This is a genomic window from Mycolicibacterium sp. 624, from assembly GCF_040548615.1.
Lineage (GTDB): Bacteria > Actinomycetota > Actinomycetes > Mycobacteriales > Mycobacteriaceae > Mycobacterium.
Genome location: NZ_JBEPRZ010000001.1, coordinates 752977 through 771875, shown reverse-complemented (window position 1 = coordinate 771875; position 18899 = coordinate 752977). Strand labels below are relative to the sequence as shown.

At 64.7% G+C, this 18899-nt stretch carries 20 protein-coding genes and 1 pseudogene; 11 read left to right on the top strand and 10 right to left on the bottom strand.

The window, feature by feature from the left end; genetic code table 11:
• Positions 1-40: 40 nt before the first annotated feature.
• From rpsF to dnaB, 5 genes are all read left to right on the top strand, one after another.
• Positions 41-331: a 30S ribosomal protein S6 gene (gene rpsF, locus ABIA65_RS03455; protein ID WP_241402300.1), complete on the top strand. Its 291-nt coding sequence runs from the start codon at positions 41-43 to the stop codon at positions 329-331.
• 122 nt (positions 332-453) lie between these two features.
• Complete coding sequence (locus ABIA65_RS03450) at positions 454-969, top strand: single-stranded DNA-binding protein (RefSeq protein WP_241402301.1); 516 nt, start codon at positions 454-456, stop codon at positions 967-969.
• 53 nt (positions 970-1022) lie between these two features.
• The gene (rpsR, locus tag ABIA65_RS03445) at positions 1023-1286 is read left to right on the top strand and encodes a 30S ribosomal protein S18 (protein ID WP_241402302.1); all 264 of its coding nucleotides are present in this window, start codon (positions 1023-1025) and stop codon (positions 1284-1286) included.
• A 12-nt stretch (positions 1287-1298) separates the two neighbouring features.
• Positions 1299-1754, top strand: a complete 456-nt coding sequence (gene rplI / locus ABIA65_RS03440) for a 50S ribosomal protein L9 (RefSeq protein WP_241402303.1) — start codon at positions 1299-1301, stop codon at positions 1752-1754.
• Positions 1755-2230: 476 nt separating this feature from the next.
• Entirely contained in the window at positions 2231-4861 is a 2631-nt protein-coding gene (dnaB, locus tag ABIA65_RS03435) for a replicative DNA helicase (RefSeq protein ID WP_354522635.1), read from the top strand.
• 549 nt (positions 4862-5410) lie between these two features.
• Here the strand turns inward: dnaB and ABIA65_RS03430 are convergent.
• Genes ABIA65_RS03430 through ABIA65_RS03420 form a run of 3 tightly spaced genes read right to left on the bottom strand, consistent with a single transcriptional unit; the run spans position 5411 to position 7373 of the window.
• Positions 5411-5794 carry a hypothetical protein gene (locus ABIA65_RS03430; RefSeq protein ID WP_354522634.1) on the bottom strand — a complete coding sequence of 128 codons (384 nt, stop codon included), beginning with the start codon at positions 5792-5794 and terminating at the stop codon, positions 5411-5413.
• The gene (locus ABIA65_RS03425) at positions 5791-6852 is read right to left on the bottom strand and encodes a serine hydrolase domain-containing protein (protein WP_354522633.1); all 1062 of its coding nucleotides are present in this window, start codon (positions 6850-6852) and stop codon (positions 5791-5793) included. The genes ABIA65_RS03430 and ABIA65_RS03425 overlap by 4 nt, the downstream gene beginning before the upstream one ends.
• Complete coding sequence (locus tag ABIA65_RS03420; RefSeq protein ID WP_241402090.1) at positions 6849-7373, bottom strand: ArsR/SmtB family transcription factor; 525 nt, start codon at positions 7371-7373, stop codon at positions 6849-6851. Before ABIA65_RS03420 ends, ABIA65_RS03425 begins: the two co-directional genes overlap by 4 nt.
• A gap of 135 nt (positions 7374-7508) precedes the next feature.
• Here ABIA65_RS03420 and ABIA65_RS03415 point away from each other — a divergent pair.
• The 3 genes and pseudogenes from ABIA65_RS03415 to ABIA65_RS03405 all read left to right on the top strand — a co-directional run.
• Positions 7509-7616 (top strand): annotated as a pseudogene (locus ABIA65_RS03415) (DUF2334 domain-containing protein); the annotation flags it as partial.
• Positions 7617-7655: 39 nt separating this feature from the next.
• Positions 7656-8207, top strand: coding sequence for a YaeQ family protein (locus ABIA65_RS03410; RefSeq protein ID WP_354522632.1), 552 nt, complete (start codon positions 7656-7658; stop codon positions 8205-8207).
• Between the two features lie 265 nt (positions 8208-8472).
• Positions 8473-9252 (top strand): hypothetical protein, encoded by a 780-nt coding sequence (locus tag ABIA65_RS03405; RefSeq protein WP_354522631.1) that lies wholly within the window; start codon positions 8473-8475, stop codon positions 9250-9252.
• 350 nt (positions 9253-9602) lie between these two features.
• Here ABIA65_RS03405 and ABIA65_RS03400 read toward each other — a convergent pair whose 3' ends face one another.
• Positions 9603-11144: an alpha/beta fold hydrolase gene (locus ABIA65_RS03400; protein ID WP_354522630.1), complete on the bottom strand. Its 1542-nt coding sequence runs from the start codon at positions 11142-11144 to the stop codon at positions 9603-9605.
• Positions 11141-11782 carry a TetR/AcrR family transcriptional regulator C-terminal domain-containing protein gene (locus ABIA65_RS03395; RefSeq protein WP_354522629.1) on the bottom strand — a complete coding sequence of 214 codons (642 nt, stop codon included), beginning with the start codon at positions 11780-11782 and terminating at the stop codon, positions 11141-11143. Before ABIA65_RS03395 ends, ABIA65_RS03400 begins: the two co-directional genes overlap by 4 nt.
• 109 nt (positions 11783-11891) lie before the next feature.
• Here ABIA65_RS03395 and ABIA65_RS03390 point away from each other — a divergent pair, with 109 nt between their 5' ends.
• Positions 11892-12857 carry an NAD(P)-dependent alcohol dehydrogenase gene (locus ABIA65_RS03390; protein WP_354522628.1) on the top strand — a complete coding sequence of 322 codons (966 nt, stop codon included), beginning with the start codon at positions 11892-11894 and terminating at the stop codon, positions 12855-12857.
• A gap of 29 nt (positions 12858-12886) precedes the next feature.
• On the opposite strand, the gene ABIA65_RS03385 is transcribed toward ABIA65_RS03390, so the two are convergent.
• Together ABIA65_RS03385 and ABIA65_RS03380 are read right to left on the bottom strand one after the other, a co-directional pair.
• Complete coding sequence (locus tag ABIA65_RS03385; protein ID WP_354522626.1) at positions 12887-13573, bottom strand: maleylpyruvate isomerase family mycothiol-dependent enzyme; 687 nt, start codon at positions 13571-13573, stop codon at positions 12887-12889.
• Complete coding sequence (locus ABIA65_RS03380) at positions 13566-14945, bottom strand: NAD(P)/FAD-dependent oxidoreductase (protein WP_354522625.1); 1380 nt, start codon at positions 14943-14945, stop codon at positions 13566-13568. The genes ABIA65_RS03385 and ABIA65_RS03380 overlap by 8 nt, the downstream gene beginning before the upstream one ends.
• Before the next feature lie 196 nt (positions 14946-15141).
• Here ABIA65_RS03380 and ABIA65_RS03375 point away from each other — a divergent pair, with 196 nt between their 5' ends.
• Entirely contained in the window at positions 15142-15867 is a 726-nt protein-coding gene (locus ABIA65_RS03375) for an SDR family oxidoreductase (RefSeq protein WP_354523074.1), read from the top strand.
• Positions 15868-15972: 105 nt separating this feature from the next.
• Here the strand turns inward: ABIA65_RS03375 and ABIA65_RS03370 are convergent, their stop codons facing one another.
• Positions 15973-16527, bottom strand: a complete 555-nt coding sequence (locus ABIA65_RS03370) for a sugar O-acetyltransferase (RefSeq protein ID WP_354522624.1) — start codon at positions 16525-16527, stop codon at positions 15973-15975.
• Between the two features lie 109 nt (positions 16528-16636).
• On the opposite strand from ABIA65_RS03370, the gene ABIA65_RS03365 reads away from it, so the two are divergent.
• Entirely contained in the window at positions 16637-17569 is a 933-nt protein-coding gene (locus ABIA65_RS03365; protein ID WP_354523073.1) for a LysR family transcriptional regulator, read from the top strand.
• Between the two features lie 23 nt (positions 17570-17592).
• Here the strand turns inward: ABIA65_RS03365 and ABIA65_RS03360 are convergent, their stop codons facing one another.
• Together ABIA65_RS03360 and ABIA65_RS03355 are read right to left on the bottom strand one after the other, a co-directional pair.
• Entirely contained in the window at positions 17593-18126 is a 534-nt protein-coding gene (locus ABIA65_RS03360; RefSeq protein ID WP_354522623.1) for a hypothetical protein, read from the bottom strand.
• 140 nt (positions 18127-18266) lie between these two features.
• Complete coding sequence (locus ABIA65_RS03355; protein ID WP_354522621.1) at positions 18267-18899, bottom strand: nucleotidyltransferase domain-containing protein; 633 nt, start codon at positions 18897-18899, stop codon at positions 18267-18269.

Genomic DNA, 18899 nt, shown 5'->3' with positions numbered 1-18899 from the left:
TCCGCGGCCGCACACGACCATAGGAGGTGATGGGTTCCTTATGCGTCCATACGAAATCATGGTCATCCTTGACCCCACTCTCGACGAGCGGACTGTAGCTCCGTCGTTGGAAACGTTCCTGAACGTCATCCGCAAGGATGGCGGCTCCGTCGACAAGGTCGACATCTGGGGACGTCGCCGGCTGGCGTACGAGATCGCCAAGCACGGTGAGGGCATCTATGCCGTCATCGACGTGAAGGCCGAACCGGCCACGGTGTCGGAGCTGGATCGCCAGCTCGGCTTGAACGAGTCCGTGCTGCGGACCAAGGTCATGCGGACCGACAAGCACTAGTCGCCAACAGCACGTGCTCGTCGATGCAGTTCCGTAGGCTCGCCTGCGACCGCAGTCTTCGAGCACGCCGTCAGCGATGAGCGCTTGCGCGAAGAGCCGAACCCAGATCTCAGGAGGAAACCGTGGCTGGTGACACCATCATCACCGTCGTCGGAAACCTGACCGCCGACCCCGAATTGCGCTTCACCCCGTCGGGTGCAGCCGTCGCGAACTTCACCGTCGCGTCGACACCGCGCACATTCGATCGTCAGACCAACGAGTGGAAGGACGGCGAAGCGCTGTTCCTCCGGTGCAACATCTGGCGTGAGGCGGCTGAGAACGTCGCCGAGAGCCTGACCCGCGGAGCGCGGGTGGTTGTCACCGGTCGGCTCAAGCAGCGTTCGTTCGAGACCCGCGAAGGTGAGAAGCGCACCGTCGTGGAGCTCGAGGTCGACGAGATCGGGCCGTCACTTCGTTACGCAACCGCCAAGGTCAACAAGGCCAGTCGCGGCGGTGGCGGTGGCGGCGGTGGATTCGGCAGCGGTGGCGGCGGAGGAGGCGGTGGCTCACGCCCCGCCGAGCCGCCCAAGGACGACCCGTGGGGCAGCGCGCCCGCATCGGGCTCGTTCAGCGGTGCCGACGACGAACCGCCCTTCTGACAATTCCTGGCGTCTGACGACGCCCACAAAGCAAGAACCAGAAAGAGAACGACATGGCCAAGACGACAAGCAAGCGTCGGCCGGCGCCTGAGAAGCCGGTCAAGACCCGCAAGTGCGTGTTCTGCTCGAAGAAGGGCAAGAGCATGAACATTGACTACAAGGACACCGCACTGCTGCGGACCTACATCAGCGAGCGCGGCAAGATCCGTGCCCGCCGTGTGACCGGTAACTGCGTGCAGCACCAGCGTGACGTCGCGATCGCGGTGAAGAACGCCCGCGAGGTCGCGTTGCTGCCGTTCAGCTCGGCGACGCGGTAGATCGGAAGAACAATGAAACTGATTCTCACCGCTGAGGTCGACCATCTTGGGTCGGCTGGCGACACCGTTGAGGTGAAGGACGGCTACGGCCGCAACTTCCTGCTGCCCCGTGGTCTGGCGATCGCAGCGTCGCGTGGCGCCGAGCGCCAGGCGAACGAGATCCGTCGCGCCCGCGAGATCAAGACCGTCCGCGACCGCGAGCACGCCGTCGAGCTGAAGACCGCCATTGAGGCGCTCGGCTCGGTGTCGCTGCCCGCACGCACGGCCGGCGACAGCGGAAAGCTGTTCGGTTCGGTGACGACGGCCGACGTCGTCTCGGCCATCAAGAAGGCCGGCGGACCCAATCTCGACAAGCGGACCGTCGAGCTGCCCAAGGCGCACATCAAGGCGCTCGGCAATCACGCGATCACGGTGCGGTTGCACCCCGAGGTGAGCGCTGCGCTCTCACTGAGCGTCGTCGCCGAGTAATTTCTGCAGCGTAACTTCGCCCGGGTGAGGACATGATCTGTCTTCACCCGGGCGTTGCTGTGTCTGGCTGGCGAACTTAGCTCGGGAAACCCTGTCCAGCGAAGCAACCTGCTGTTAACCTCTTCGGTCAGTTCGCGCAATACAACACGCCCGGCGTGTCAACCTGAGGCGACACGCCGACCCATTTGGCATCCACAGATTCCGACGGGCCTTGTGGTGCGCTTATCTGCGGAGATGTCGATTTTTCGTTCATTAGTCCACAGGTTCTCCCCAATGCCTCAACATGGTCGTCCACGTGTATCCACACACCATCCACAGGGTTGTCCACAGGGCTGTCTTGCGGTGGCCTCAGCAACGTCTAACGTAAGCCGCCGGAGCCGCGCGTCAGTGGTGACGTCAGTGGTCTGTTCTAGTGTCGGTCGGACGGTGAGATCGAATGCACGTTCGACACGTAGTCGGGGGAGGTAGGACGCTTAGTGGCCGTCGTCGATGACCGGGGTCGTTCGGACACAGAGGCTCCGCCTACGAGCGAGGAATACGGCCGCCAGCCGCCTCAGGACATGGCAGCCGAGCAATCGGTACTGGGCGGCATGCTGCTGTCCAAGGATGCCATTGCCGACGTCTTGGAGTCGCTGCGGCCGGGCGACTTCTACCGTCCCGCGCACCAGAACGTCTACGACGCGATCCTCGACCTCTATGGCCGCGGTGAGCCCGCCGACGCCGTCACCGTCGCCGCCGAACTCGATCGCCGGGGACACCTCAAGCGCGTCGGCGGACACCCTTATCTGCACACCCTGATCTCCACCGTGCCGACTGCGGCCAACGCCGGCTTCTACGCGGGCATCGTCGCCGAGAAGGCGATGTTGCGCAGGCTTGTGGAGGCGGGTACGCGCGTCGTGCAGTACGGCTACGCCGGCGCCGAGGGTGCGGAGGTCGCCCAGGTGGTCGACCGCGCGCAGGCCGAGGTCTACGCCGTCACCGACGGGCGCACGTCCGAGGACTTCGTGGTGCTCGAGGACCTGCTGCAGCCGACGATGGACGAGATCGACGCGATCGCCTCCCACGGTGGTGTGTCGCGAGGTGTGCCGACGGGCTTCACCGAACTCGACGAGGTGACCAACGGGCTGCATGGCGGCCAGATGATCGTCGTCGCGGCGCGGCCGGGTGTGGGCAAGGCTTTGGCGCTCGACACCCCGCTGCCGACGCCGTCCGGCTGGACGACCATGGGCGAGGTCGCGGTCGGCGATCACGTCATCGGAGCCGACGGACTGCCGACGCGGGTTGTTGCGGCCACCGAGGTCATGGTCGGGCGGCCGTGCTTCGAGGTCGAGTTCTCCGATGGCACGGTGATCGTCGCGGACGAGCAGCACCAGTGGCTCACCGACACCCGCGCCTCCCGTAAGTCCGCGCAGGCCGCGGCGGTCGGTTACAACCGGACCAAGAATCAGCGCACGTTCGCCGAGGTGCGCACCACGGGCGAGATCGCGGAGACGCTGCGCTGCCCGACGGTGGACCAGCGCCTGAATCACTCGGTCACGAACGCCAAGGCGATTCAAGGCCCCGAGCGCGAACTGCTTGTGCCCCCGTACACGCTGGGCGCCTGGTTGGGCGACGGCACTACGGCCTCTGCCCAACTCACCTCGGCCGATCCCGAGATCGTCATGCGCATCGAGGCCGAAGGGTTTGTGGCGCGGAAGTCCGCGTCGGCCATCTACCGCTACCAGTTGCTTCTGCCTGAAGAGCCGGCCCTGGATTCGCGAGCCTGCGTAGTCTGCGGCACCGAGTTCGTGCCGCAGACCAGTCAGGTCCGGACGTGTGGACGCAGCTGCGGCGGGCGTGCGCGCTTCATCTCGCAACCAGTGCCCGCACCGACCTGCTCGCGATGCGGGGGAACGTCGTGTGGGCTGCGGCTGTGCCAGCCGTGCCGCAATGCCGTCGGTACGCTGCAGGGCAGGCTCCGCACCATCGGCGTGCTCGGGAACAAGCACATCCCCATCGACTACTTGCGGGCATCCGAGGCGCAACGACGGTCTCTGCTGGCGGGCCTGCTCGACACCGACGGAACGGTGACTGCCGGTGGGTCCGTGCAGTTCTCGGTCACCAATCCGGTGTTGGCACATGACTTCGCTGAATTGGTGGTGAGCCTGGGCTATCGAGCCCAGACCTCGACAAAGAGGGTCAAGGGTCGCAGCGAGGCATCGTCGGTCGCGTACACGATCACCTTCGCGACCGAGGACGAGGTCTTCGGTTTGCACCGAAAGGCCGTGCTGCACAAGGAACGGCGCGCCGCGGCGAACACGGCACGGTCAGGTTCGAGGTTCATCGTCGACGTCAGGGCCATCGAGAGCGTCCCGGTCCGGTGCGTCGAGGTCGACAATGTCGACCACATGTACCTGGCCAGCCACGCGATGGTGCCGACGCACAACTCGACGCTGGGCCTGGATTTCCTGCGGTCGTGCTCCATCAAGAACCGTATGGCGAGCATCCTGTTCTCGCTCGAGATGAGCAAGACCGAGATCGTCATGCGTCTGCTGTCGGCAGAGGCGAAGATCAAGCTCGCCGACATGCGCTCGGGCAATATGAGCGATGACGACTGGACCAAGTTGGCGCGCCGCATGAGCGAGATCAGCGAGGCACCACTGTTCATCGACGACTCGCCGAACCTGACGATGATGGAGATCCGCGCGAAGTCGCGCCGGCTGGCGCAGAAGTCGGATCTACGACTCATCGTGATCGACTACCTACAGCTGATGTCCTCGGGCAAGAAGGTCGAGTCTCGCCAGCAGGAGGTCTCCGAGCTCTCCAGGAACATCAAGCTTTTGGCGAAGGAACTCAGCGTCCCAGTGGTCGCCATGAGCCAGCTGAACCGTGGCCCCGAGCAGCGCACCGACAAGAAGCCACAGCTCTCCGATCTCCGCGAGTCGGGCAGCATCGAGCAGGATGCCGACATGGTCGTCCTGCTGAATCGGCCGGATGCCTTCGAACGCGACGATCCGCGCGGCGGCGAGGCTGATCTCATCATCGCGAAACACCGTGCGGGACCGACGAAGACGATCACCGTCGCGCACCAGCTGCATCTTTCGCGCTTCACGAACATGGCGCACTAGCGGCGGAGTTCTGTGGCTTTTCAAGTTTGATGTCCACTCAATGTCCAATTGGACATGAGAGCGAGACTTCAGCGAGATGACCTCCCGAGCGTGCCGGCAGCTCAACTCCGCGGCAGGTACGCCGCGAGCGCCCGTGTGAGACGGGAAAAGAGACAGCGCGAGCTGGGACAACGCAGTGGGGAAGTGGCGCCCAGGAGATCTCTGGTAGATACGCCACCACACGCCCCAAGCCGCCCGCCCAACCGGGTCATCGATACCTACGACGCCGCTGATCGGATCTACCTTCTCAACACCGCCGGTTCGACGGCGGCATGGCCGGTGAACCCGAGGACGTCGTTCTGCATGACCGCGCAATACAGCTGCTCGGCATCGCCTGGCGGCAAGCCAACGGGCCCGCGTATGCGGATCTGCTACTTCGGCCCATCGCGGCAAGCGAGCAGTCCACGCATTCGCCATCCTGGCCCCGGCATTCCGAATCCTGTGGGCCACAGCAAGATTAGATCCTAGCGTCGAGACTATCGTCGCTGCCCGCTGGTACTAGGAGACGGCTCAGCTGACGGTCAGTGCGAGGAGCGCAATCGAAATCGCAAGGGTTAGCGTTGTTTTGACCAAGCGCCAGCTGGAACGCCGTGCGACCCAGGGCAGATCCGGCAAGCGTCGAATCCTGCCAGCGGCACCGAGCGCAAGGGTGGCCACTGCGCCGATCCAGATTGCGACGGGCAACTGACTCCAGTCGGCCTGGGCGCGTGCCAGCGCCAGGAAGGCGACGGCGGCGATGCTCGTCGTAAGCACGGTCAACTGGTCATCGGTGCCGCCTCGGCGTCTCCGTTCGCGTGCGCGTTCGCGCCAGGCTGTGAGGGTGTATGCCGCGGGGATCGCCAGCAATAGGGTTGCCACGGCGAGGTTTACCGCCACGGTGACGGTATCCGTCATGCCGTGTCGACCAGGATGCGGATGGCGATCTCGTCAACGGCGACAGCGCTGTTCGCCAGGACGACCACCGCCGCGGCGTGCTCGCGGTCGAGCGCGAGCATGCTGGAGAACCCTCCTGTGCCGCCGTTGTGCCAGGTGACGTCCACGTCGCCGACCCGGTGAGTCAGCCATGCGCGGCCCACCCGGATGTCATCGGCCGCATCCCAGCGTGGGTCGAGCGCACTGAGGCCCGGTGCCCGGCGGTCGAGCAGGGCCTGTGCGTAGCGCGCCATGTCCGCCGGTGTCGAGCGCACCCCGCCGGCGGGCGCGTACGCGTTCAGGGTCCACGCCTGCTCGGGGTGGCCTTTCGCGCTCCATCCGATCGGCGCGTCCGAGGACAACTCCGACGCGGTGAGCGGGGTGAAGGAGTGAGTCATCCTGAGCGGTTGGAACAGATGGCGGTCGAGCATTGCCGGATAGTTGGTGCCGGCATGCGCGGAGAGCGCCTCGCCGAGCAGGGCTGCGCCCAGGTTTGAATACGAAAAGGAGCCGCGCCCCGAGAGATTCGCTGAACGCGCCTGTGTGAGAAGTGCCGCGACGTCGGTTGTGTAGGGATTGCGGTGCCGCAGCACGGCAAGACTGGCGCCGGCCAGATCTTGCGGCCGATTGGAGATCCGCGGCAGGCCCGACCGGTGGCTGGCGAGTTCCTCGAGCGTCACGTCGGCTGCCGCACTGCTGCCCAGGTCGAGCAGGCTCCCGAGCGGAGTGTCGGGGGTCAGCTCACCCGCCTCCACGGCTTCTGCAAAGAGCAGGGAAGTCATGGTTTTCGTGATCGACCCGATCTCGTAGACGGTGTCCGAATCGGCGCCGAAGTGCGCCTCCGTCAGTACGCCGTCGCGGATGTACACGACGCTGACCCGGTCACGCAGCCCGTGCAGTAGCGATGCGACGCGGGCGATCAGCTCGGGGTCGCCATCGGCAGGACCGAGTGTTGGTGGCGTCGGACGGCTGACTATTCCCACCGCGAGGACGATCATCGCGCCGAGAGCGGCCGCACACGTGCGCGGAGGCAGTCTCATGCGACACCCCGTGCCGCGGAGAGGATCACGAGTAGCGGTACCACCCGATCTGCAGGCACCGTGTATCGACCCCGCGTGCTCTGGATCAGCCATCCGACGGCGACCAACGCGTTGAGGTGGTGGTAGACCTGCCCGGTCGTGCCGATCCCCTCCTGCCCAGTGAGATCGGCCACGGTCTCGTGGCCTGCCCACACCAACTGGAGCAGTTTCAGTCGGACGGGGTTGCCCAGCGCATCGAACCGCTCTGCAAGAGACGCCCAGTCGTGGTCCTCGAGGTCGGTGAGGGTGTGACCGAACTGCCACTGCAACGGCTGCCCGCCGCGTTCGATCCAGCCGGCGTAGGTCACACCGCCGGGCGGGTCGACTCGCGATTTGAGGTCCACCAGCGCTGCGAGCTCACCCTGTCGGGTGCGCTCCTCCTCCCTGGCGGGTCTGTCCTCGACGCGCTCTGCAACGACGCGCTCCTCGACGACAGCGAGACGCTGCTCGATGCGTGCGAACCGTTCTTCGAAACTCTCCACACTAGTGACGGTAGTACATAATTACGTAATAACGGATATCTGCTGGTAGGCGGCCGTTGTCGCCGCAGTTCAGGGCAAAGGCTGTGGACATGGAACTCGAGAAGCCGCAAGTCGCGATTGTGCGGTCCCGGGTGGCTCGGCGCCGGCGCCGGTCTTCTCACCGAACCGTGGTGGTGTCGCACGCTGGTGCTCTCCGCAGAGCGGACCGCTCGCCGCGGCGGCTTGATACCACTCGAAGCGGCCTGACTGCTCGGGAAACACCACCGGGGTGGACACTATGACGTGGCCCTTTCTGCAACAGTGTTCAAAGTCGAACTTGGCGTCTCTGATGTCGATCACGGTTACTACGCCGATCACGCGCTGACCGTGGCCCGTCATCCCAGTGAGACCGATGAGCGGATGGTGGTGCGGTTGTTGGCGTTTGGGCTGCGCGCACACCGGCTCAGCGACGTCGACGGTGAGTTGGCGTTCGGGGCCGGCCTGTCCACCCCGGGGGTGCCGGACCTGCGGCTCGCCGACTATACGGGCCGCGTCCTGGAGTGGATCAACGTCGGCCAGCCTGATGAACGCGCCTTGGGCAAGGCGGCCAGCCAGGCCGATCAGGTGCTGCTGTTCCCGTTCGCCGCCGGCGCGGCCACTTGGTGGCGCACCGTCGGCCCCAAAGTGTCGGCATGGAAGAACCTGTCGGTGGTACAGATACCGCATGCACCGGTGCAGCAGCTGGCCCAGACCGTTGACCGACGGTTTTCGGCGCAGGTGATGGTGATTGAAGGTCAGGTGACGATGACCGTGGGCGGTGTCGACGTCACCTTCACGCCCGAGCCAATGGAGTGAACGTCTGAGATCCACCAGAACAGCACCTTCCGTGCCGAAGTTCCATTGCATGATTTGATCGACCGCGGCACCGGGGCCACACCGCCGAGGTCTACAGCACGCTGCAGGGCACGACACTGCTCATCAAGCAGGGCAACCGACCCGACCCACGCGCCCTCGGACTCCGCCGAGTGCCGTTCCACCGGCTAGCATCAGCCCAGTCAGGCTTAGACACGCTGTGTGCTGCTCGTTGACGGGTGCAATTCAGAATTCCCGGGGGGTCGTCATGAAACGGCTGATCAGGCTTCTGGCGTCGGTGGTGATGGTGGTTCCGGTTGCGGCACTGGCCGTCACATCAGCTGCGTCCGCCGAGCCCCGACCTCCCAACCCCTTCGATCAGGAGTTCGTGACGACCGAGTCGCGCACGGTCCGGTGCATCGTCGAGCCCGACCGAGTCCTGTGCAGTGGCACCTTCGCGAACGCGCCGATCGGGTGCGGCGGGCCGTCTGCCTGCGACCCGGACGATCCCACCAAGTATCCCGCCAACACGGTGTGGATCGAGGCCGAGGGAGGAGGGTTGCAGTGGAATACCTCCAACATGCAATCCACCGGCTATGCCGAATCGAAATACGATCTGGTCCTCACCTACGGACAGGTGTTTAACCTCAAGGGGTGGACCGTCGAGCCCAGCTCGGTGGGAACGCGTTTCACCAACGACAGAACTGGCCACGGCATGTTCGTCAGCCGCCAGGGTGTAACCTCCGATGCACCCACGGCGGCTCCCGAGAATGTCGACGTATGCGCGGCGGCGACCCCAGAGGCGCTGCTGGCAGCGTTGAAGTCCAGTCCTGACTTCGACATGCGAGTGGCGCACCCCACCGGCTTCGGGCACATTCAGTGCTCGCCGCCGTTCGCGCTGGGTGCGACTTTGGGCACGGTGCAGTCGTCCGGGGTCCTGTTCCGTCGCGACGGTTCTCGCTGGACGGTTCTCGACGTGGGGTCGGCGATGGCGTGCGCCCAGTACGGCGTTACCGCTGACGACGCACTCGAGGGCTGCGTCGTTTGAAGACTGTGGCCTGATCCCCTTTAGAATGCATCGCTGCAGACCCTGTTCACGGATGGTAGTCAATATCCACCTGTAAGGCACGAATTCCGTTGCTGCGGAGCAGGTTTAGTCTGGATAGTCAGGCAGCGATAGTGCAAATTGTCACCGCCCGCGCCCCGCGCGAAAACGGAGACTCGCTGCGTTCGTGCCCACCGCGCAGCACCTCATGCAGACTGGGTTGTTCTAGCTGATCTGCACGTCGGTGATGTGCGCATAACACTGCGCAGAGCGCGGCTGCGTGGGACACGTGACCGACGACCAGCACGGCAATCGCGCGTCGCTCAGCACAATTGGTCGGCGATGTGCGCGATTCATGCCGAGGGGCAGGTCAGATCGTGCTCGGGTAGCCGTTCGGTGAGTAGATAGGTTTCGACAGCCGCGGCGATACACTCGGATCCCGCGTTCGGATAGACGCCGTGGCGGTACGAGTTGTCCAGCAGCAGGATTCGCGATCCTCCTAGCTGTCTGCGCAAGGTTTGTTGCCCGACGACGGGGGCCACCGGATCACCAGTTGCGCCGACCAGTAGAGCGGGGTGAGAGGTGTCGATCCGGGTCGGTGTCTCGAGGGGGGTGGTCGGCCAGAACGCACACGGCGTAATGTGCCGGGCGAGCGGTCCGTAGATCGGCTCGTCGCGCGCATGGGCGCGAATGTCGTCGCGGTAGGCCTCGGGGCGGCGCTCGGCCGCCCGATCAGCGCATTGGTTGGCGACGGTTGTGCTGAACCACATTTCGGGGGTCGGTTCAGCTAGTGAGTACAACCCGAGCTTGGCATCGAGTAGCTCGGATCCGGGGCCGGGGAGACCGTCGGCTGCGGCAGCCAGCTGTTGGACCAGGCGGGCAAACTCGCGGTAGGAGGTATCACTGTCGTCGGCGGTCAACATCAGGCCGGGCACAAGATCGGCGGTGACGTGATGCGGGCCGACGATCAGTGGGTGCTGGGCAGCTCGGGCGATGATGTCGTCGATGGTAGCCAGCACGCGTGCTTCGGTATCGCCGAGGTGATAGGTCGGATTCCGGATCGCCGCCCAGCGGGCCCAATGCGACAGTGCCGCCGCGTTGGCCGGCGCCGTGTCCCGGGTCAGACCGGGGCCGTAGGTATCGGGGTTCAGGGAGCTGTCCAGGACGAGGCGGTCCACGGTGTCGCCGAACATCTGCGCGTAGACCGCGCCGAGATAGGTGCCGTAGGACCAGCCAAGGTAGGAGATGCGGGGCAGTGATAGACGTTGCCGCAGTTGGTCGATGTCGCGGGCAATGTTGCGAGTGGAGGCGTGCTTGAGCGCTTCGGCGTGCGGCGCGCATTGCTCGGCCAGTGTGCGCGCGGCCGCGCTTGAGACGGCCAACGCCTCATCGGTGACCGGCGACATCTGCGCGACTTGGGAGAGGTAGGTATCGGTGCGCCAGCCGCAATCCCTGGGTGAACTCAAGCCGAAGAACCGCGGATCGATTGCCACCAGATCGAAGCGTTCGGCCACGAACGGCGGCAGCGGACCCAGCCCTTCGGTTCCGGCGGTAGCGACGATCACTCCGTCGCGGGAGGGGCCGGGTCCACCGGTTTCGACGAGCAGTGTGCCGATCCGGTGCGCCGGGTCGGACGCGGGCCGGAATGCCGCGGCTATGGTCAGGACTCCATTGTTCGGCGCCGCGTAGTCCAGCGGTACGTCGTAGGTGCCGCACAGGGCGCCGACCGAATTCAGTTGTTGCCCGAGGGGATCGTCGGCGGTGTTGCATGTCTGCCAGACAATGGGATCCGGGCGCACAGCGGTCTCATCTGGGGCGGTCGGCGCGCATCCTGCGACGGCGACCAGAGCCGCCGCCAAGAGGGTCGACAAGGAGCGGTGCGGTGTCGTTGTCACGGGGTGTTCCTTCCGTCGAGCAGCGTTGCGATGGCGCCGAGCAGCAGGTCCAGGCCGACCTCGAATTCGGCGGCGAAGTCATAGTCCGGCTGCAGGACGCACTCGACGGCGAACTCGGCCAGGTACGGAAACTCTCCGGCTGGAGCGGTCGCGAGAATCGCTTGTGCCGCAGTGGAGTCCGGCGTGACAGCCGGGAGATTGGCTTCCTGCAGGGCGAAGCCGTACACGTAGCTGTCGAGCAGCGCATAGGCGTGACCGGCGGCCGGAACCGAGAAACCCGCCCCGCGGAGATAGCCGAGCATCGCGTCGTGGTGGCGCAGCGTCGCCAGCCCCGGCGTCGCCCGCGATTCCAGTAGTCCGATCGCCCACGGGTGCCGCCGCAAGGCTTCCCGCACGGTCACAGTTCGGCGGCGGAGCCCCAGGCGCCAATCACCTGGTTCGCGGGGCAGTTCGATCTCCTCGAAGACGAAGTCGACCATTCCGTCGAGCAGGTCCTGCTTGTTGCGGACGTGGTTGTAAAGGGACATGGCCTCGACACCGACGTTCTCGGCCAATGAGCGCATGGTCAGGCCCGTCAGCCCGGTCTGGTCGGCAAGGGACACGGCGGCGGCTATGACGGTCGTGCGGTTGAGCGCCAAAAGACTCCTCGATTACTTACAGCGTAAGTGTGATACTTACACTGTAAGCAATCGATCGGGAGGACGTCAATTGTGATGCCTCGTCCGGGAAATCAATCAGGAGGACATGATGCGTGCAGTTGTGCGCGACCACTACTGCGACGAGTCACGCATCGCAGTGCGCGACATCGCCCTACCCGAATGTGCCCCCGGCGAAGTCCTGATCAAGACGACGAGCGCATCCCTGGGCCCCGATGTGTGGCACATGCTGACCGGACTACCGCTGGCTGGCCGGCTGGCATTCGGGCTACGCGCACCTCGCTCCATCCGACTCGGCTCGGACTTCGCTGGCGTGATTCAGAAGCTGCCCTCAAGCGCCACAGGGCTTGTCGTCGGCGACCGTGTCGCGGGCCACACACATGGTGCGTTCGCCGAGTACCTGGCTGTGCGGGCGGACGGGCTCAGCCGAATTCCGGATGGCGTCACCGATGCGCAGGCGTGCGCCCTCCCTGTATCCGGAGCGACTGCCCTTGCTGCTCTGCGGAAGGTCGAGATCGATTCAAGCACATCGATTCTGGTCATCGGGGCCGCCGGCGGCATAGGACATCTACTCGTCCAGCTGGCCGCCCTGCGCAGCCCCTGGGTCACCGGTGTGTGTCGTCCCGCGGCGAAGGGCACCGTCACCGCCCTAGGGGCAGCCGACACCATCGACTACCCGAACACCCCGATCCACGCGACCGGCCGAAGGTGGGATGTCATCTTCGACACCGCGGGCCGGCGTCCGATCCGAGAACTGCGGCGGTCACTCACTGCCGGCGGCTCCATCGTCGTCATCGGCGGTGAAGGCGGCGGAAAGATCCTCGGGGGGTTCGGCCGCGAAATATTGGCCGCAGCGCCGGCGGCGCTAGCCCACCAACGCGTCCGAGGACTCCTCGGGATGGCTTCGAAATCGGCAACCGACCAACTCCTCGCACTCACCGACACCGGTCGACTACGCCCGCTGATACACACAGAGCTACCCATGGATCGCGCTGCCGACGGACTGCGGCTGCTGCGCGGAGGGCATCTTCGCGGAAAGATCGTCCTAACCGCCTGACGGGCGAGCCTAGTCATCGAACTGGGTGGTCAGGTCAAGGGCGTTGATATGGGGATGGGTTGGTCGTCGTCGCGTGGGCCGAAGAACCCGAAGCGTTCGACAACGTGCGTGACCGCTGTGGGTGTCCAGTCCCAGGCGGCGATCTGGGTCCGGGAGCGGCGGCTATGTGTGGCACGGAGAAGTTCGTAACCGTCGGCCCGTAGCAGCGTGGTGGGTTCTCCCGAACCGCAACTCCATTGCTGCCCTTCCTCGTCGCGGATTAGCACAGTCGTGTTGTGCCGGAGCTGGTTCCGCAGATACCCCATCATCACCTCGAGGAATGGCTGCCAGTGCTCGCGGTCGACGCGAGGCAGTCCCAGCGCCTCGTGCAGGTCCGATTCGTGGCAGGTCACATCGGCGGCGATGTTGGGTCCGAAGATCTGTTCCTCGGTCAGGGTGGATTCTGCTGCTGGGCCGACACGGTCCCACTCGACGAGCAGCTCACCCACGGAGAGGTGTCGGCGTTCGGCGACATGCCGTGCCGTCCACTGGTCACCCGGCGCTCCGTCTACTCGTCCGCTGGCCGCATCGGCGGCACATCCGACGAGATGGGCCATCAGGTCGTGTGTTGTCCATCGCGGTGTGGCAGGTACCTGTGCCTGTAGTTGTTCGGCGCTGAGGGTGGCGGCAAGGTCAGCGACTCGGGTGCGAGCGTTGCGGTAGACGACTTCAAGCATGGGTGTTCGCTCCTGGGTGTCGGCGGTAGCGGGTCAGTGTCTGACGGATGTGGTGTGTGGCCACGCGGGCGAGCAGTGTCGGCTCAAGCAGCCGTTGTGGCGGGTCGATCATGTTGACCACGCGGATGAGCCGTTCGGTGACGACGATGTCGTCGGCGGATTGGAGGATCTTGTGGCGCCCCCAACGGATGAGACGTCCTTGTAGGGCATGTTTGACGCTGCGGGTCGTGGTGTGGCCGGGGGGCTGGTTCATGGCCCACACGGGTGCGGTGACGGCTGCCAGCGCCTGATGAAAGCGTCGCGGGTCAAGGTCTCGGCCGTGGCGTAGGTGTGTGCGGAGAGCGTGTGCGTGTAGCGCTGCCATGGTGATGCCTTGGCCGTGGATGGGATCGAGGCAGCACAGCGCGTCACCCACGACGAGCAGGCCCTCGGGCTGGTGAGGGTGGCGATCGTAGCGATGCCATGTGCCGCCGGGGTAGCGGTGGACCATCACATCGGTGAGCGGTTGTGCCCGCTGCAAGGCTGGATGGATGTGTGGCGGAACGAACTCTTCGGCTAGGGCCAACATGTCCGCGAATGTCGTTGGGGGCGAATGGGGGTCGTTGGTGTGCTTGGCCACGGTCAACGTCCATGTGTCGTTCTCGCCCGCGATGAGGCCGCCTCGCCCGGCAGCGGTGGGCGGGACGACCAGGATCAGGCGTTCGGGGAACGTGTCGTGGTCGGGGATGGTGATTCGTTGGCTGTAGTAGACACCGTGAACGGTGAATGATCGCTGCGGTGGCCGTCCGAGGCCCAGGTTGTCGAGCAGCAGGGGTGTGCGGCTGCCGCGTCCGGTGGCATCGATGACCAGGTCGGCGGACAGTGCCTGTGTCTGCCCGGTGCGGCGGTCGCTGATCGAGACGCCGGTGATGCGGTGGGGTTGTGCGGCAGCGAATTCGACGATGTCGTGGTCGTCGGTGATGGTGACGTTGGGCAGGGCGGCGACCCGCCGGCGTAGGTGGAATTCGACGAACGGCCGGGTCACCAGATGCATGGTGAGGGCCGCCGGGTCGGCGACCGGGTCGGTGCGGTTGAAGGTATAGGGACCGTTCTGGACGTGTATGCGAGCCCCGAGGTGGGCGTCGTCGAGAACGTCGCCTCCGCGAGCGGCCAGGTCGGCGAGAAACCCGGGCAGCAGTTCCTCGATGGTGAGCCACCCCCGGGACAGAATGCTGTGCAGGTGGGGTGCCTGGGGTGTGCCGCGGCGCTCGAATGGACCGTCGGGCAGGCGATCTCGTTCGACGACGGTGACGGTCGCATGCGTGTCGGCCAGGGCCGCCGTAGCCAATAGTCCGGCGATTCCCGCGCCGAGAACAACAGCGTGGTCGGTCATGTCGTACCGCCTCCCCAGCGCGTTCCGGCGCGCGATGCGATCGACGCTAACACGAAAATAAGAAAAATAAGACAAAGTTAAGTAGTATCTAAGAAATACGCCGCACGGTGACAAGGAGATTTGCATGATCGGTCAAGGTGGGGACGCCGACGACGGCGAGGTAGGTGGCGATGGCCGCGCTCGCCCTAACGGGCGGATGGCCACACCTGTCGCGTTGGTGACGGGCGCGTCCCGCGGGATCGGCGCCGAGGTGGCTCGGCTCCTCGCCGCGGCTGGTGTCCATGTTCTGGTCAACTACCGTGAAAAGGCCAAGAGAGCCAACGCTGTGGTCGACGGGATCCGTGCGGCCGGGGGACAGGCATCGGCTGCCGGCGCCGACGTCTGTGATGGAGCGCAGGTGGAGGCGCTGCTGGCGGCTATTGGTGAGCGATTTGATGCACTTGATGTGTTGGTGCTCAACGCCTCTGGCGGTCTGGAGCGCGGAGCCGACCCGAGTTACGCAATGCGCCTGAATCGTGATGCGCAGCTGCGTCTCGTGACGCTCGCTCTTCCGCTCATGGCGCCTGGGGCGCGGATTGTCTTCGTCACCAGTCATCAAGCGCACTTCTATCCGGACAAGCCGGTGCCCGACGGGTACGAACCGATCGCGCAGAGCAAGCGCGCTGGTGAGGATGCGCTGCTGGCCGCCAAACCCGCCCTGGCGGAACGTGGGATCGAACTGAAGGTCGTATCCGGCGACATGATCGACGGAACCATCATCGTCCGACTTCTCCAACGCAAAGACCCCGCCTCCGTCGAAGCCCGTCGTGACCAAGCCCCGCTTCCGAGCGTTGAGGAATTTGCCACCGAAATCGCCCGGGCGGCACTGCAATCCAATGCTCCCGGGACGACCTACGTCGGGGGTGCCGACTATCTGACCTGACGCCCCAATCAGGGCGTCTGTTCGGCCGGTCCTCAATCGTGCAGTCGCCTCTTCGCCACCGACACAATGCGCCGTTAAGACTCATGCGCCCGCGTCGTCAAATCCTTAGACCTCCCATTGCTTGCGGACGGTTGCGGCGGATCCCGTTACTAGCGTGTTGGGCGGGACGTCCTTGGTGACGACGGCGCCGGCACCGACTACTGAGTTCGCACCGATGGTGACGCCGGGAAGTATGGTGACTGCCGCGCCGAGCCAGACGTTGTCTTCGAGCACTATCGGTGCGGCCAGAATGTACTCTCGCCGTTCGGTAGGTGGAACGGGGTGCCCGGAGGTGATGAGATGGGTGTTCGGACCGATCATGGTTGCGTCGCCGATCCGGATGCCGCCTTGGTCGTAGAACCTGCACCCCTGATTGACGAACACGTTCTCGCCGAACGTGGTGTTGAGCCCATTGTCGGTGAAGAACGGTGGATACAGCGTGAGGGTTTCGGGCAGCGCTCGTCCGAATATTTCGTCGAGCAGTGCCCTCCGTCCGGCGAGGTCGTCGAAGGTCAGCAGATTCAGGCGCGAGGTGAGAGTCGTAACCTGTTCGATCCTGCGGGCGACCTGAGCCCACTCGGGAGTGTGGATGTACAGACGACCAGATGTCACATGAGGCATGCGCCGATTTCAGCAGCGGGTATGTGGGTGCATCAAGCAACCGACACGCGAGCACGACACAACCAACAGTGGAGAATGACCGTTGGACGTTGAAGGCATTCGCACCTTTGTGGTGGCCGCCGAGCTGGGCCGGTTTCAAGACGCCGCCGACGATCTGCACATCACTCCGCAGGCGGTGTCGAAACGCATAGCCGTGCTCGAACGCACGGTGGGAGCAACGCTATTCGTGCGCAGTGTTCACGGCGTGGAGCTCACTTTGGAGGGTCGTTCGTTTCTTCCGCACGCATTGGAGGTGCTTCGCGCCGCCGATCGGGCACGAAGATCCGTTCAGCCGCAGAATCGGGCTTTACGTGTCGATGTCACCAATCGTCGTGTTGCCCCCTCGGTCGTGCTGCAGGACTTTCACCGCGCGTACCCCGGTGTGAACGTTGAGGTTGTCACGCTGGTCGACAACACCCTCACCGGCGCCCTGTTAGCCGTGCAGTCCGGCGCCATTGATGCGGCATTTCGCGCAGTCACCATGCCGGACACCGAACTGCCTCACGGCTTGAGTACGGTTCGTGCCGTCGATGATGAACTCGAAGTGCTGGTGGGCCCGGGGCACCAGCTCGCTGCTGAAGCCGTCGTCACACCACATCAACTGCGCGGGTTCAGAGTGTGGATTCCAGGCATCGTCCTCGGAACCGAGTGGGCCGCATTCTACGAGGACCTCGCAGCAGCATTTGACCTCACAATCGACGGTCACGGTCCGCACTTCGGCGACGAAGCTCTGATGGAAGCTCTGCGCGAAGATCCCTGCATCGCAACGCTTGTCGGCAAGCGAGACCGCTACGTTTGGCCGGATCTATACGGCCTGCGACGGATCCCGGTGCACAACCCCGCCCCGGTTTACCCGCACTCGCTGATCTGGCATACCGCAAACCTGCATCCCGGACTTGCTGCGCTGCGTGTCCACCTCGACACATACCGCCACGCCCAACGACGGGAGCCAAGCACTTGGCTACCAAGTTGGGCGGCGGAGACCGCGGAGACTGCCAGCTAGCGAAGTCGGTGCTGCCGGGGACGCTATGGACCAGGGTCGTGATAGACGTTGAAGCCGTATCTCTCCAGGGGTTCCAACACCGCCGTGATGTCCATGTTTTGAACCGACCCGAAGATGGCGTATACCAGCAAGCCTCCTTGATCGTAAGCGAACGCGTACGCCTCATACCCGTAGTTCTGCAGGTCGACCTGCATCTCAAGCTCGTTGTTGAAACGGGCGAGAGTGACGTCGAAGTACTCACCTGCCGGGGCAATTTTGGCCTGACAAACTCCTCGTCGAGTTGCGTGCGGCAGGTCTTTGTTTTCAGCCTTCAACCAGTACACCGGTGGTCTGCACACAGCCGATGTCCAGTCAGTCGGCCATTGCGAGACGCGATTTAACCCCGCCCACTCATCACCGGGAGGCACGGCGTGCCGCAGTGCCGCGACCCCTCGTTCATTGGACCGTGAGTCCACCACGGCAAGGGCAACGATCGAACCAACGATGATCAAGACTCCGACGACGATAGCGGCATAAACAGTGCGTCGACGCCGCCCCGCGTCAGGGAACACCTTCATCTTGACTCCCCTCAGCAGCAAACGTATCAAGCCCCTTTGGCTGACGCCGGTTACTCGGCGACACCGCTTCTACAGAAACGACGCAGTGATTTGAAATAGGTTGGTACATACCGGATGCACAGTGCCGAGTTGACCGACCGTTAGCCGGGGTCAGTCGTGCTGGCGGCCAGTTTGCCGACCCAGGGGTGTCGGGGGCTCTCCTGGCGCAATCGCTGAGCGAGCCAAGTGCGGCTGGATTCGTCGAGGCGCGGGAGGCACCGCTCGAGGTCGAAAGCGTCCTTGGCCCGGGCGTCCTTCGCTTTGAGCAGGAGTTGAATCTCGGGCCGTAGGTAGGTGATGTCATCGCGTGACCACAGGCAGTGACTGAGGGGCCGCGAGATGTGTGTGGCGCGCTTGTAGACCCAGGTCTCCTCGCGGACGTCTTCGAGCAGGACGTCGTATTCCCACGGATCGGCACCGCTTGCCCGCAACCAGAGGTTGCCGCAGTCATCTGGAACGCTCGACCCGTCGCGGGGGAGCGGTGTCAGGCTTCCTGCGGCTGCCCACACGTCCAGGGTCGCGCCGACGAACGCTATGAAACCTGCTGCCTCCATGCGTGGGATACCGATGTCGAGGTCTCCGTGCGCGCGTGTGGTCCCGGTGAATGCATCGATCGCCCAGCCGCCGGCGATCCACCACCTGCCCGGGTAACCGCGAAGGAAGTTGGCCGCCTCGCGAGGAGTTCGAACACTCCACGGGCCGTACAGCCGCACCACCTCGGCATGATCGAGCAC

Excerpts from the sequence above, each read along its gene's own strand:
- rplI (WP_241402303.1), top strand. The coding sequence starts at position 1,299 with ATGAAACTGATTCTCACCGCTGAGGTCGACCATCTTGGGTCGGCTGGC.
- rpsF (WP_241402300.1), top strand. The coding sequence starts at position 41 with ATGCGTCCATACGAAATCATGGTCATCCTTGACCCCACTCTCGACGAG.
- ABIA65_RS03375 (WP_354523074.1), top strand. The coding sequence starts at position 15,142 with ATGGCCACACCTGTCGCGTTGGTGACGGGCGCGTCCCGCGGGATCGGC.
- ABIA65_RS03370 (WP_354522624.1), bottom strand. The coding sequence starts at position 16,527 with ATGCCTCATGTGACATCTGGTCGTCTGTACATCCACACTCCCGAGTGG.
- ABIA65_RS03380 (WP_354522625.1), bottom strand. The coding sequence starts at position 14,945 with ATGACCGACCACGCTGTTGTTCTCGGCGCGGGAATCGCCGGACTATTG.
- ABIA65_RS03405 (WP_354522631.1), top strand. The coding sequence starts at position 8,473 with ATGAAACGGCTGATCAGGCTTCTGGCGTCGGTGGTGATGGTGGTTCCG.
- rpsR (WP_241402302.1), top strand. The coding sequence starts at position 1,023 with ATGGCCAAGACGACAAGCAAGCGTCGGCCGGCGCCTGAGAAGCCGGTC.
- ABIA65_RS03430 (WP_354522634.1), bottom strand. The coding sequence starts at position 5,794 with ATGACGGATACCGTCACCGTGGCGGTAAACCTCGCCGTGGCAACCCTA.
- ABIA65_RS03390 (WP_354522628.1), top strand. The coding sequence starts at position 11,892 with ATGCGTGCAGTTGTGCGCGACCACTACTGCGACGAGTCACGCATCGCA.
- ABIA65_RS03425 (WP_354522633.1), bottom strand. The coding sequence starts at position 6,852 with ATGAGACTGCCTCCGCGCACGTGTGCGGCCGCTCTCGGCGCGATGATC.
- ABIA65_RS03385 (WP_354522626.1), bottom strand. The coding sequence starts at position 13,573 with ATGCTTGAAGTCGTCTACCGCAACGCTCGCACCCGAGTCGCTGACCTT.
- ABIA65_RS03360 (WP_354522623.1), bottom strand. The coding sequence starts at position 18,126 with ATGAAGGTGTTCCCTGACGCGGGGCGGCGTCGACGCACTGTTTATGCC.